13 protein-coding genes are annotated in these 12276 nt (G+C 68.9%); 4 read left to right on the forward strand and 9 right to left on the reverse strand.

Annotated elements, in window-relative coordinates; translation table 11 throughout:
* Window positions 1-2 precede the first annotated feature (2 nt).
* Window positions 3-935 (forward strand): DMT family transporter, encoded by a 933-nt coding sequence (locus ACXRVZ_RS02110; RefSeq protein ID WP_457419090.1) that lies wholly within the window; start codon window positions 3-5, stop codon window positions 933-935.
* Here the strand turns inward: ACXRVZ_RS02110 and ACXRVZ_RS02115 are convergent.
* The 9 genes from ACXRVZ_RS02115 to def all read right to left on the reverse strand — a co-directional run bounded on the left by ACXRVZ_RS02115 (window position 877) and on the right by def (window position 9333).
* Window positions 877-3204: an NADP-dependent malic enzyme gene (locus tag ACXRVZ_RS02115; protein WP_457419092.1), complete on the reverse strand. Its 2328-nt coding sequence runs from the start codon at window positions 3202-3204 to the stop codon at window positions 877-879. The two genes, ACXRVZ_RS02110 and ACXRVZ_RS02115, sit on opposite strands and share 59 nt — an antisense overlap.
* A 152-nt stretch (window positions 3205-3356) precedes the next feature.
* On the reverse strand, window positions 3357-4550 hold the full coding sequence (locus ACXRVZ_RS02120; protein ID WP_457419094.1) for a phosphoglycerate kinase: 1194 nt from the start codon (window positions 4548-4550) through the stop codon (window positions 3357-3359).
* 61 nt (window positions 4551-4611) lie between these two features.
* Window positions 4612-4941 (reverse strand): AzlD domain-containing protein, encoded by a 330-nt coding sequence (locus tag ACXRVZ_RS02125; RefSeq protein ID WP_457419096.1) that lies wholly within the window; start codon window positions 4939-4941, stop codon window positions 4612-4614.
* Window positions 4934-5653: an AzlC family ABC transporter permease gene (locus ACXRVZ_RS02130; protein ID WP_457419098.1), complete on the reverse strand. Its 720-nt coding sequence runs from the start codon at window positions 5651-5653 to the stop codon at window positions 4934-4936. Before ACXRVZ_RS02130 ends, ACXRVZ_RS02125 begins: the two co-directional genes overlap by 8 nt.
* A 25-nt stretch (window positions 5654-5678) precedes the next feature.
* Entirely contained in the window at window positions 5679-6431 is a 753-nt protein-coding gene (locus ACXRVZ_RS02135; RefSeq protein WP_457419100.1) for a head GIN domain-containing protein, read from the reverse strand.
* Window positions 6432-6546: 115 nt separating this feature from the next.
* Window positions 6547-6924: a hypothetical protein gene (locus ACXRVZ_RS02140; protein WP_457419102.1), complete on the reverse strand. Its 378-nt coding sequence runs from the start codon at window positions 6922-6924 to the stop codon at window positions 6547-6549.
* A 36-nt stretch (window positions 6925-6960) separates the two neighbouring features.
* Window positions 6961-7806 (reverse strand): zinc metalloprotease HtpX, encoded by an 846-nt coding sequence (gene htpX / locus ACXRVZ_RS02145; RefSeq protein ID WP_457419104.1) that lies wholly within the window; start codon window positions 7804-7806, stop codon window positions 6961-6963.
* A gap of 58 nt (window positions 7807-7864) precedes the next feature.
* Entirely contained in the window at window positions 7865-8797 is a 933-nt protein-coding gene (gene fmt, locus ACXRVZ_RS02150; protein ID WP_457419106.1) for a methionyl-tRNA formyltransferase, read from the reverse strand.
* A complete protein-coding gene (def, locus tag ACXRVZ_RS02155; protein ID WP_458232163.1) occupies window positions 8797-9333 on the reverse strand; it encodes a peptide deformylase in 537 nt (178 codons plus the stop codon). The genes fmt and def overlap by 1 nt, the downstream gene beginning before the upstream one ends.
* A 116-nt stretch (window positions 9334-9449) precedes the next feature.
* Here def and ACXRVZ_RS02160 point away from each other — a divergent pair, with 116 nt between their 5' ends.
* The 3 genes from ACXRVZ_RS02160 (at window position 9450) to ACXRVZ_RS02170 (ending at window position 12267) form a co-directional block, all read left to right on the forward strand.
* Window positions 9450-10610, forward strand: coding sequence for a LysM peptidoglycan-binding domain-containing protein (locus tag ACXRVZ_RS02160; RefSeq protein WP_457419110.1), 1161 nt, complete (start codon window positions 9450-9452; stop codon window positions 10608-10610).
* A gap of 2 nt (window positions 10611-10612) precedes the next feature.
* Window positions 10613-11704, forward strand: coding sequence for a DNA-processing protein DprA (gene dprA / locus ACXRVZ_RS02165; protein WP_457419229.1), 1092 nt, complete (start codon window positions 10613-10615; stop codon window positions 11702-11704).
* 110 nt (window positions 11705-11814) lie between these two features.
* A complete protein-coding gene (locus ACXRVZ_RS02170) occupies window positions 11815-12267 on the forward strand; it encodes a DUF494 family protein (RefSeq protein WP_457419112.1) in 453 nt (150 codons plus the stop codon).
* Window positions 12268-12276: the final 9 nt, after the last annotated feature.

A 12276-nucleotide genomic window follows, 5' to 3' on the forward strand; every position in this document is an offset into this window, starting at 1 on the left:
AAATGCAGGACAGCCACACCGCCCCTTTGCTCGCCGCGCTGGCCGTCGTGCTGACCTGGGGCATGAACTTCCCGCTGCAGAAGGCGTTGTTCGGCGAGGTCGGACCGGTGGGCTTTCTGGGCCTGCGCTATCTGCTCGTGCCCTTCTGCGCGCTGGCGCTGCTGTGCTGGCGCTTCGGTCTGCGCTGGCCCAGGCTGGACCGCAGCGAGGTGGGGCCGCTGGTGCGGCTGACGCTGATCGGCCAAGGCCTGCACCTGCTGCTGTCGGCCTACGGCATGCAGGGCTCGACGGCCTTCAGCGCCAGCGTGCTGCTGGCCTGCGGGCCGGTGTTCACGCTGCTGATCCTGCGTGCCACAGGCGTCGAACGACTCTCGCGCGGCCAGGTTGCCGGGGTCGTCATGGCAGCGACCGGCGCGCTGGTCTTCACGTCCGACAAGCTGCTGGCCGCCGACTGGCATGCCGGCCTGGGCGACCTGACTCTGCTGGCCGCCGCCGCGTTGTTCAGCTATTACACCGTCGCCAGCAAGCCGCTGATCCAGCACCATGGCGGCGTGACGGTGCTGGGCTATGGCGGCCTGATCTGCACGCTGCCCATGCTGCTCTGGTGCGCCCCGTCGCTCGCCGCGCTCGATTGGTCGGCGCAACCGGCCTGGGTCTGGACGGGCACCGCCTGGCAGGTCGCCGGCGGCGGTTTCATCGGCTGGCTGGCCTGGGGCTGGGCCAATGAGAAACGCGGCGTGGCGCGCACCGCGCCGCTGATCTACCTGATGCCGCTGATCGCCGGCCTCACTGCGTGGGCCTGGGGCGGCGAGCAGTTCACCGCCCACAAGCTGCTGGGCGCCGGCGTGATCCTCGCCGGCGTCGCTCTCGCCCAGTTCAGTCCCGGCTCTGCTTCGCCTCCAGCACGTCAGCCACCGCCAGAGCCGTCATGTTGACGATGCGGCGCACCGTGGCCGACGGCGTCAGGATGTGCACCGGCGCGGCAGCGCCCAGCAGGATGGGCCCGATGGTCACGCCCTGGCTGGCGCTGATCTTCAGCACGTTGAAGAGGATGTTGGCGGCGTCCAGCGTCGGCAGCACGAGCAGGTTGGCTGCGCCGGTGAGCTTGCTGTCGGGCAGGAAGGCCTGGCGCACGCTCTCGGACAGCGCCGCGTCACCGTGCATCTCGCCGTCGCACTCCACCTCGGGGTGGGCCGCCGAGAACAGCTGGTAGGCGCGGCGCATCTTCACGGCCGACGGGCGCGTGCTGGAGCCGAACATCGAGTGGCTCACAAACGCAAGCTTGGGCGGCAGGCCGAAACGGCGCAGCTCGTCGGCGGCCATGGCGGCGATGTCGGCCAGCTCTTCGGCGCTCGGGTCGTCATTGACGAAGGTGTCGGTGATGAACAGCGTCATCTTGTCCAGCATCAGCGCGTTCATCGCCGCGAACTGGCGCGCACCCGGGCGCAGTCCGACGAGCTCGCGCACCTGCTCCAGGTGGCGGTCGAAGCGGCCGACCATGCCGCAGATCATGGCGTCTGCATCGCCCAGCTCGATGGCCAGCGCGCCGATGGCGGTGTTGGAGCGCCGGACGGCCGACTTGGCCATCTCGGGCGTCACGCCATTGCGCTTCATGCGCGCGTGGTACGCCTCCCAGTAGAGGCGGAAGCGCGGGTCTTCCTCGGGGTCGATGACGGCCACGTCGTCGCCCAGCTTCAGGCGCAGGCCGGCGCGCTGGATGCGCGCTTCGAGCACGGCGGGGCGGCCGATCAGCGTCGGCTTGGCGATGCCTTCGTCCAGCGCCACCTGCACGGCGCGCAGCACGCGCTCGTCCTCGCCCTCGGCGTAGATGACGCGGGCGGGCGCGGCCTTGGCGGCGGAGAACACCGGGCGCATGAACATGCCGGTCTGGTAGACGAAGCGCTCCAGCGATTGGCGGTAGTGCACGAGATCGGCGATGGGCCGCGTGGCGACACCATCGGCTGCCGCTGCCGCCGCGACGGCGGGCGCGATGCGCAGGATGAGGCGGGCGTCGAAGGGCTTGGGGATCAGGTACTCCGGCCCGAACGCCAACTCCTGGCCGGCATAAGCGGCTGCCACTTCATCCGACGTCTCCGCTTTCGCTAGCGCCGCGATCTCACGCACGCAGGCCAGCTTCATGCCTTCGGTGATCTTGCTCGCGCCGCAGTCCAGCGCGCCACGGAAGATGTAGGGGAAGCACAGGACGTTGTTGACCTGGTTGGGGTAGTCGCTGCGGCCGGTGGCCACGATGCAGTCCGGCCGCACGGCCTTGGCCAGCTCGGGGCGGATCTCCGGCTCGGGGTTGGCCAGCGCCAGGATGATGGGCTGCGTGCCCATGGTCTTGACCATCTCGGCCGTCAGCACGCCGGCCGCCGAGCAGCCGAGGAAGACGTCCGCGCCGTCGACCACATCGGCCAGCGTGCGCGCCTTCGTCAGCTGGCAGTAGCGCTGCTTGGACTCGTCCAGCTTGCCCGCCTTGGCGTCCTCACGTTCGCTCTGGATGACGCCGCGCGAGTCGCAGACAAAGACGTTCTCGCGCTTCACGCCCAGGCCCACCATGACGTCCAGGCAGGCGATGGCCGCGGCGCCCGCGCCGGACACGGCCACCTTGACCTTGCCAATGTCCTTGCCCACCAGCTCCAGCCCGTTCAGCAGCGCGGCCGACGAGATGATGGCCGTGCCGTGCTGGTCATCATGGAACACCGGGATGTTCATGCGCTTGGACAGCTCGCGCTCGATGTAGAAGCACTCGGGCGCCTTGATGTCCTCGAGGTTGATGCCGCCCAGCGTCGGCTCCATCGCGGCAATGATGTCGATCAGCTTGTCCGGGTCGCGCTCGGCCAGCTCGATGTCGAAGACGTCGATGCCGGCGAACTTCTTGAACAGGCAGCCCTTGCCTTCCATGACAGGCTTGGCCGCCAGCGGGCCGATGTCGCCCAGGCCCAGCACGGCGGTGCCGTTGGTGATGACGCCGACCAGGTTGCCGCGCGACGTGTACTCGACCGCCAGCGACGGGTCGCGCTCGATGTCCAGGCACGGGTAGGCCACCCCCGGCGAGTAGGCCAGCGACAGGTCGCGCTGGTTGCTGAGCGCCTTGGTCGGCGTGACCGAAATCTTGCCGCGCGTCGGGCTGCGGTGGTACTCAAGAGCGGCATCGCGCAGCGCGGCTTCGGCGGGCGACAAGGGTGCGTTGTTCTTTTCCATGACAGCGGGTCTCGCGGAGGGGAACCCATGAGGTTACGCCGGGTTTCACCCGCTGCCGATGCAGGTTTTTTGGCGATCCATGCCGAAGGCGATATCACCCGGGCAACAAAAAACCCGGCCATCGGCCGGGCTTCGTTCCGAGGTGGGCTCGCTTAATCGGCTGCGCGCTTGCTCAGGATCTCGAACGCCGGCAGCGTCTTGCCTTCCAGCACTTCCAGGAAGGCGCCGCCGCCGGTGGAGATGTAGCCGACATCCTTTTCGATGCCGTACTTGGCGATGGCCGCCAGCGTGTCGCCGCCACCGGCAATGCTGAAAGCGCTGCTGTCGGCGATGGCGCGAGCAATCGCTTCGGTGCCGTGCGAGAAGGCGTCGAACTCGAACACGCCGACCGGGCCGTTCCAGACGATGGTGCCGGCGGACTTGAGCTGTTCGGCCAGGATGGCCGACGTCTTGGGGCCGATGTCGAGGATGAGGTCGTCGGCGGCGACGTCATCGGCCGCCTTGACGGTGGCCACGGCGTCGGCCGAGAAGCTCTTGGCGCAGACCACGTCCACGGGGATGGGCACGGCCGCGCCGCGCGCCTTCATCGACTCGATGACGGCCTTGGCCTGGTCGACGAGGTCGGGCTCGGCCAGCGACTTGCCGATCTTCAGCCCGGCCGCCAGCATGAAGGTGTTGGCGATGCCGCCGCCGACGATGAGGCCGTCGACATTGGCGGACAGCGACTTCAGGATGGTCAGCTTGGTCGAGACCTTGGAGCCGGCGACGATGGCCACCAGCGGGCGCTTCGGGCTAGCCAGCGCCTTGGTGATGGCGTCGATCTCGGCCGCCAGCAGCGGGCCGGCGCAGGCGATGGGCGCGAACTGGGCGATGCCATAGGTTGTGCCCTCGGCGCGGTGGGCGGTGCCGAAGGCGTCGTTGACGAAGATGTCGCACAGGGCTGCCATCTTGCTGGCCAGCTCTTCGTTGTTCTTCTTCTCGCCCTTGTTCAGGCGGCAGTTCTCCAGCATGACCAGCTGGCCCGGCGCGACCTGCACGCCGTCCACCCAGTTGGCGACGACGGGGATCTCACGGCCCATCAGCTCGCCCATGCGCGCGGCCACCGGAGCCAGCGAATCCTCGGGCTTGAACTCGCCCTCGGTCGGGCGGCCCAGGTGTGACGTGACCATGACGGCGGCACCGGCCTTCAGCGCCGCCTCGATGGCCGGGATGGACGCGCGGATGCGGGTGTCCTCGGTGATCTTGCCGCTGTCGTCCTGCGGCACGTTGAGGTCGGCGCGGATGAAGACGCGCTGGCCGGACACCTTGCCGGCGGCGATCAGGTCGGAGAAGCGGATGACGTTCATGGTGTGCGGGCAGTGAGTAGAAAAACTGCCGGCATTCTCTCCGCCCCGGGTTCCAGCGCGGTTACCAGCCGAGGCCGAGCTTCAAGGGCAGCATGACGGCCATGCCGACGAGGATGGTGCCGAGCACACCGGGGCGCCAGAAGTAGTAGGCCGTGGCGGCCAGCGCGGCAGGCCAGCGGGCGTCCTGCCAGGTCGTGATGACGTGGCCCTGCGTCATGAAGATCTCGGGCGCCACCACCGCAACGAGCGCGGCCAGCGGCGCGACCTTCAGCAGCTCGCGCAGCCAGTCGGGAATGGGCAGCGGCCGATTGCTGATCATGAAGAAGCTGCGCGTGACGACGCTGATCGCGGCCAGGCCGACGAGGGCCACCCAGGTGATGGCTTCACTCATGGCGGGCCTTGCGTGCGTCCAGCCACCAGCCGACGGCGCCCGCCGCGACGATGGCGCACAGGATGTTGAGCTTGAGTGGCAGCGAGTAGGTCGCGATCGACACGGCGCCGGCCATCACTGCCACCCACCACAGCATGCGCTCTGTCAGCAGGGCATAGGACAGCCCCAGCAACGCCAGCACGCCGGCGAAGCCGATGCCCCAGTGCGTCGGGATGCGGTCGGCCAGCAGGATGCCGGTGAAGGAGCAGACCTGCCAGGTCGGCCAGTTCACGGCCACGCCGCCCCAGAAGTAGCGCTGCTGGCCGGGCTGCGGCACCGGGTCGGGGTAGCGCTTCACGAAGTAGACGAAGTTCAGGTCGGCCGACAGGTAGCCGCTCAGCAGGCGGCGCCAGCGCGGCAGGTGCGCCCAGTAGCTGCGCCACTGCGCGCTGAAGATGACGAAGCGCAGGTTCACGCAGAAGGCCGTGGCCAACAGCACCCACAGCGGCGCACCGGAGGCGATCAGCGGCAGGGCCGTCAGCTGCGCGCTGCCGGCAAACACCAGCAGCGACATGCCACAAGCCAGCGGGATGCTGAGGCCGCTCTTGACCATCGTCACGCCGGTCACCAGGCCCCAGGCGGCCAGGCCCAGCGAAGGCGAGGCCATGTCACGCGCGCCGCTGCGGAAATCGGCGTCGGCCGTCAGCGCGCGCAGTTTGTCTATCAACTGCATCCCGCCATTGTCGGCGGGAGGCGAATCACTTCTCGATGCGCCGGACTTTGCCGCTGCCGGCAATCGACGAAGTGATCTCCGGCGAGCCGGCGTACTTCACGTCGCCCGAGCCGGCGATGGAGACATGGAGCTTCTTGCTCGCGTTGACCTGCGCGTCGCCGCTGCCGGCGATGCTGACCTTGACCTCCTCGGCGGCCAGGTCGGCGGCCTTCACGTCGCCGCTGCCGGCGATGGAAACGCTGGCATTGCCCGCGCGGCCGGCCGCGACGATGTCGCCGCTGCCGGCGACCTTCATCGCCAGGCGCTCGGCGTCCAGGTTGACGAAGCGGATGTCGCCCGAGCCGGCGATGTCGGCATCGACGCCGCCCGTCTTCATGGCCTCGACATTGACCTTGCCCGAGCCCGCCACCGACACGCCGCGCAGCGCCGGCATCTCGATGACGAAGCTGGGGTTGGTCGACGTGGACAGGTTGGTGTTCTTCTTGGGCCCGATCTGCAGCGTGCGGCCCCGGCTGCCGTCGACGACGCGGGTCTCGATGTAGGGCAGCAGGTTGCGGTCAGCCTTGACCTCGACCTTGTTGCCTGCCCCTTGGCGGATGACGACGTTGAAGCCGCCGGTCAGCGACACGCTGTCGAAGGCGCCGGTGTCGCGGGCTTCCGTGGCGATGTCGCCGTTGCCGGAGATGCGTTCGCCCTTGTTCCAGCTCCAGGCCTGGGCGGTGCCGCACAGGCTGGCGGCGACGAGACCGAGGGCGAAAAGACGGCGGGTGGGGTTCATGTCGGGCTCCATCAAGATTGCGATGGACGGCATGTTGCCGAGCCGCCCGGCGCCCGCCGATGGCCGCGCGACAGCCCGCAGGATCGAAGGCGCGAAATGCGCCTGGCTGCGCTGGTCAGTGCGCTTTTGCCTTGTCGGCGGGCTTCTCGATGGGCTTTTCAGCAGCCTTCGCGGCCGGCTTCTCAACCTCTTCCTCGACCGCCGCCGGCTTCACCGCACCGGGGCGCGGCACGACGGGCGTGACGCCCTCCAGCTTGTTCTCGCGCATGTACTCGTCCATCTCGCGCCAGCCGGTGTAAATGGCGGCCTTCTGCGCCTTGGGGTTGAGCACATAGCAATCCTCGATGGCGCGCACGGCGTGCCGGCAGGCACTGCCGATGGCCTTGCCCTCGGCCTCCTTGTTCGCGGCCGTCTTGACCGGGTCGTCAATGCCCAGCTGCTCGCAGGCGGACAGGGCTGCGAGCAGGGGCAGGGCAAGAAGAATGCGCTTCATTGGCTCAGATATCGGCTGCGGCGGCGGCAACTTGAATCAGCGCTTGACCATCGCGAGCAGGCGCGCAACGCGCTCCTCCGTCGCCGGGTGCGTGGAGAACAGGCCGCGCAGGCCGCCGCCGGACAGCGGGTTCATGATCATCATCTGCGCGGTTTCCGGGTGGGCCTCGGTGGTGGGCAGCGGCGTGCCCTGGGCATAGCGGTGGATCTTGTCCAGCGCCGAGGCCAGCGCCTGCGGGTCGCCGGAGATCTCCGCGCCGCCGCGGTCGGCTTCGAACTCGCGGGCGCGGCTGATGGCCATCTGGATCAGGCCGGCGGCAATCGGCGCCAGGATGGCAACGGCGATGCCCGCGATGGGATTGGTCGGGCGGCCATTCTCATCGCGGCCGCCAAAGATCATCGCGACTTGGGCCAGCATGCCGATCGCGCCGGCCATCGTCGCGCTGACGGTGCTGATGAGGATGTCCCGGTGCGCCACGTGCGCCAGCTCATGCGCCATCACGCCGCGCAGCTCGCGCTCGGACAGCACGCGCAGGATGCCGGTCGTCGCGGCGACGGCGGCGTTCTCGGGGTTGCGGCCGGTGGCGAAGGCGTTGGGCGCGGCCTCGTCGATCAGGTAGACCTTGGGCATGGGCAGACTGGCTCGTGCGCTGAGGTCGCGCACCATGGCGTAGAACTGCGGCGCCGAAGTCGCGTCGACCTCGCGGGCGTTGTACATCTTCAGCACCAGCTTGTCGGAGAACCAGTAGCTGTAGAAGTTCAGGCCGACGGCCACCAGCAGCGCCACCAGCATGCCGGTCTGGCCGCCAATCATGGCGCCGACGGCCATGAACAGCGCCGTGATGGCGGCCATCAGCACGGCAGTCTTCACGAGGTTGAACATGTCAGGTCGCTTTAGCAAGTGGGAACGACGTGGCAGATGGTGCCATGTCGGCCGCCTTTCAAGCGTCGAAGCGCTCGCCGACGCCGATGGGCCGCGCCTGCAGGAAGGCCGCCGCCGGGCCGCGCTTGCCGCCGGCACGCTGCAGTTCGATCAGCTTCAATGCGCCCTGGCCGCAGGCGACAACCGGGCCGGCGGCGATGACCTCGCCCGGCATGCCGCTGCCATCGACGACCTCGACGCGCCAGACCTTGACCGCCTCGCCGGCCAGCGTCGCAACGCCACCGGGAAAGGGGTCGAAAGCGCGCAGGCGGCGTTCGATCTCGGCGGCCGGCTGGCGCCAGTCGATAACGCTCTCGGCCTTGTCGATCTTGTGTGCGTAGGTGATGCCTTCCGCCGGCTGCGGCGTGCGCACCAGGCTGCCGGCCTGCAACGCCTCGACGATCAAGCGGCCACCCAGCTCGGCCAGCCGGTCATGCAGCGTGGCGGTCGTGTCGCCGGGCCGAACAGCCTCGCGGCCGATGAGCAGCATGTCGCCGGTGTCCAGGCCCGCATCCATCTGCATGATGGTGATGCCGGTCTCGGCGTCGCCCGCCTCGATGGCGCGGTGGATGGGCGCCGCGCCGCGCCAGCGGGGCAGCAGCGAGGCGTGGATGTTCAGGCAGCCACGGCGCGGCAGGTCCAGCACCCATTGCGGCAGGATCAAGCCATAGGCGGCGACGACCATCACGTCGGCATCCGCCGCCAGCAGCGCTTCGCGCGCCGCTGCGGCGTCAAGCGCGTACTTGCCGTCCAGCTTCAAGCCCTGCGGCTGGGCTACGGGCAAGCCGGCAGCGGCGGCGCGCTGCTTCACGGCGGAGGCTTGCAGCTTCATGCCGCGCCCGGCCGGGCGGTCGGGCTGGGTCAGCACCAGCGGCACGGTGAAGCCGGCGGACAGCAGCGCGTCCAGCGCGACGGCGGCGAACTCGGGCGTTCCAGCAAAGACGACGCGCATCAGAACCGCTGGTTGCGCTTCTTCGCCTCGGCCTCGTCTTCGCGCGTCTTCTTGATCATCTTGGTCTTGATGCGGTCGCGCTTGAGCGGGCTCAGGTAYTCGACGAAGACCTTGCCCWGCAGGTGGTCCATCTCGTGCTGCACGCAGACGGCCAGCAGACCCTCGGCGTCAAACTCGTAGACCTCGCCATCGCGGCCGGTCGCACGCACGGTGACCTCGGCATGACGCGGCACCTTGTCGTAGATCTGCGGCACCGACAGACAGCCCTCCTCGCCCTCCACCATGCGTTCGCTGGTCTTCACGAGCTCGGGATTGATCAGCACGCGCGGTGCGTCGCGGTCCTGCGAGGTGTCGATGACGATGACGCGCTCATGCACGTCCACCTGCGTCGCCGCCAGGCCGACGCCGTCGGCGCCGTACATGGTTTCCAGCATGTCGTCGACGAGCTGGCGGATGCGTTCGTCCACGGCGGCCACGGGTTTGGCGACGGTGTGCAGACGCGGGTCGGGGTAGCGGAGGATGTCGAGTTGTGCCATAGCGCCTTGTAAGCACTCGCAAACGAGCGCTAGCGGTTGTTGGTTGCCCCCTGGGAATGCGGGCAGAATCGCCCAGATTTTCGCCGATCCGGCAATCCCTTCGGAGACCGCGCCTGATGCTCGCTGCCCGCCCCGCCCAAATTTCCGTCCTTGCGGCCTGTCTGACCCTTGCGACGACCTCGGCATGGGCCCAGGCCAGCACGCTGCCCGTCACCCAAGAACAGCGCCGCGTGGCCGAGCAGGTCGCCGTCAACGGCGTGCCCCTGTCCGAGCTGGCGCCCAATGCGCCCGACAGCCACACCGTGGTGCCCGGCGACACGCTGTGGGACATCTCCGGGCTCTTCCTGAAGAGCCCCTGGCGCTGGCCCGAGCTGTGGGGCATGAACCGCGACCAGATTCGCAACCCGCATCTGATCTACCCGGGCCAGATCCTGCATCTCGTCAAGGTTGACGGCCGCGCGCGGCTGCAATTCGGCCAGCGCGTGGGCGGCGATGCCGGAGACACGCTCAAGCTGCGCCCGCAGATGCGCATCTCGGCGCTGGACAGCAACGCCATCCCGACCATCCCGCTGCACCTCATCCAGGCCTTCCTGACCGATACCGTCGTCTTCGACACCGACGTGCTCGCCACCGCGCCGCGCGTCGTGGCCGCCCAGGAGGGGCATGTGCTGCTCGGCAAGGGCGACCTCGCCTACGCCCGCGGCGACTTTGCCGGCGCAACGGACTTCCGCGTCTTCCGCAACTCGCGCCCGCTGGTTGACCCGGCGACCAAGGAAATTCTTGGTTACGAAGCGCCTTATATCGGCACGGCCGACCTGATCCGCCCCGGCGAGGACCGCCGCGTCGCCGATGGCAAGACCGAGATCGTGCCGGCGACGCTGCAGATCCGGGAAGTCAAGCAGGAAGTCGGCATCGGCGACCGCCTGGCGCCCGCCCCGCAGCGCAATCTCGACCGCTACGTGCCGCATGCGCCCGACCGCGCGCTCAGGGGCCAGATCGCATCCCTCTACGGCGACGCGCTGAACGCCGGCCAGAACCAGATCGTGGCCTTGAACCGCGGCAAGCGCGACGGCGTCGAGCGCGGCCATGTCTTCGCGCTTTGGCGTGCCGGCGAAGCCGTCACCGACAAGACCCAGGACCGCCCCCAGGCCATCAAGCTGCCCGACGAGCGCCACGGCGTGCTGTTCGTCTTCGAGGTCTATGAGCGCGTGTCCTATGCGCTGATCATCTCGGTCAAAGAACCAGTAAAAACGGGCGATCACTTCACCCAGCCCTGATGCTGACGCCGGCCGAGCTTGCCGCCTGGCTGCGGCTGACCGAAAGCGTCGGCCCCGGCGCCGCGCGGCGGCTGCTGGCGATGGCGGGCAGCCCTCAAGCCGTCTTCGAGTTGCCCGCCGTGGCGCTGGACCAGGCCTTGGCCGGCAAACGGCGCGATGCCTTCAACAAGCCGCCCGAGCATCTCGACGAACTGATCACCAACGCGCAGGCCTGGCTGGCCGAACCCGGCCATGACCTGCTCGTGCTGGGCGATGCCGACTACCCGGCCCAACTGCTCGCCACCGCCGACCCGCCGCTGCTGCTGTGGCTGCAGGGTCGCCGCGAACTGCTGGCGACGCCGTCGCTGGCCATCGTCGGCAGCCGCAACCCGACCGCCCAGGGCGGCGACAACGCCCGCGCCTTCGCCCGCGCGCTGGCCCAGGCCGGCTACACCATCGTCTCCGGCCTGGCCCTGGGCGTGGACGCCGCCGCCCACGAAGGCGCGCTGGACGCCGGCGGCGCCACCATCGCCGTGGTCGGCACGGGGCTGGACCAGGTCTACCCGCGCCGCAACGCCGGCCTGGCCGCCCGCCTGCTGGCTGCCGGTGGCCTCATCGTCAGCGAGTACTCGCTGGGCATGCCGGTCATGCAGGCCAACTTTCCCAAGCGCAACCGCATCATTGCGGGCTTGAGCCGGGGCTGCCTCGTCGTCGAGGCGGCGGTGCAGTCTGGTTCGCTCATCACGGCCCGGCTGGCCGCCGAGGCCGGCCGCGAGGTCTTTGCCATTCCGGGCTCCATCCACTCGCCGCAGGCGCGCGGCTGCCATGCGCTGATCCGCCAGGGCGCCAAGCTGGTCGAGTCGGCCGAGGATGTGCTGGAGGAATTGCCACCGCTCGGCATACCGGCTGCGGCGGCGCCCGAGGCAATCGAGACACCCCACGAGCAGCAGGCGCTGCTGGATGCGATGGGGTTCGATCCCGTCAGCCTGGATGCGCTGATGGCCCGAAGCGGCTGGCCGGCGGCCGAGTTGAGCGGGCTGCTGCTGGAGCTGGAACTGGACGGCCATGTGGCGCGTCTGGCAGGCCAGCTGTTCCAGCGCAGACGGCAAGGCTAGGCGCGTGGGCGGCAGAGGGCGTGGCCCGCCTGGCTGCGCCCATCAGAGCCCGATCCCGGGGGTTATTCGGAGCCGGCCCGGCCGAAACGCTGGGCTATCATCCCCTCACGATGTTCGATGTCCTGGTTTATCTCTACGAGACCTATTGGCGCCCGGACGCCTGCCCCGACCATGCGCAGCTGACGCGCAAGCTGACGGCGGTGGGCTTCGAGAACGACGAAATCCAGGAGGCCCTCTCCTGGCTGGACGGGCTGGCTGCGGCCGGCGAGTCCTACCAGGGCGAGCAGAGCGAGAACGCCATGCGCGTCTACTCGCCCACCGAGGTCGAGCACCTCGGTGAAGCCTCGATCGGTTTCGTCAGCTTCCTGGAATCTGCCGGCGTGCTGCCGGGGCCGATGCGCGAAATGGTTGTCGACCGCGCGATGGCCATCCCCGGCACGCCCATGGACCTGGAAGACCTGAAGATCATCGTGTTGATGGTGTTCTGGAGCCTGGGTGAGGAGCCCGATGCGCTGATCCTGGACGAGCTCTTCGTCGCGCCGGAAGACCGGCTGATCCACTAGAACAAACGG

This window comes from Roseateles sp. P5_E8, assembly GCF_054177665.1.

Bases quoted from the DNA above. Each gene is read 5' to 3' on its own strand.
- ACXRVZ_RS02110 (WP_457419090.1), top strand. From the start codon at position 3: ATGCAGGACAGCCACACCGCCCCTTTGCTCGCCGCGCTGGCCGTCGTG.
- ACXRVZ_RS02115 (WP_457419092.1), bottom strand. From the start codon at position 3,204: ATGGAAAAGAACAACGCACCCTTGTCGCCCGCCGAAGCCGCGCTGCGC.
- ACXRVZ_RS02120 (WP_457419094.1), bottom strand. From the start codon at position 4,550: ATGAACGTCATCCGCTTCTCCGACCTGATCGCCGCCGGCAAGGTGTCC.
- ACXRVZ_RS02125 (WP_457419096.1), bottom strand. From the start codon at position 4,941: ATGAGTGAAGCCATCACCTGGGTGGCCCTCGTCGGCCTGGCCGCGATC.
- ACXRVZ_RS02130 (WP_457419098.1), bottom strand. From the start codon at position 5,653: ATGCAGTTGATAGACAAACTGCGCGCGCTGACGGCCGACGCCGATTTC.
- ACXRVZ_RS02135 (WP_457419100.1), bottom strand. From the start codon at position 6,431: ATGAACCCCACCCGCCGTCTTTTCGCCCTCGGTCTCGTCGCCGCCAGC.
- ACXRVZ_RS02140 (WP_457419102.1), bottom strand. From the start codon at position 6,924: ATGAAGCGCATTCTTCTTGCCCTGCCCCTGCTCGCAGCCCTGTCCGCC.
- htpX (WP_457419104.1), bottom strand. From the start codon at position 7,806: ATGTTCAACCTCGTGAAGACTGCCGTGCTGATGGCCGCCATCACGGCG.
- fmt (WP_457419106.1), bottom strand. From the start codon at position 8,797: ATGCGCGTCGTCTTTGCTGGAACGCCCGAGTTCGCCGCCGTCGCGCTG.
- ACXRVZ_RS02160 (WP_457419110.1), top strand. From the start codon at position 9,450: ATGCTCGCTGCCCGCCCCGCCCAAATTTCCGTCCTTGCGGCCTGTCTG.
- ACXRVZ_RS02170 (WP_457419112.1), top strand. From the start codon at position 11,815: ATGTTCGATGTCCTGGTTTATCTCTACGAGACCTATTGGCGCCCGGAC.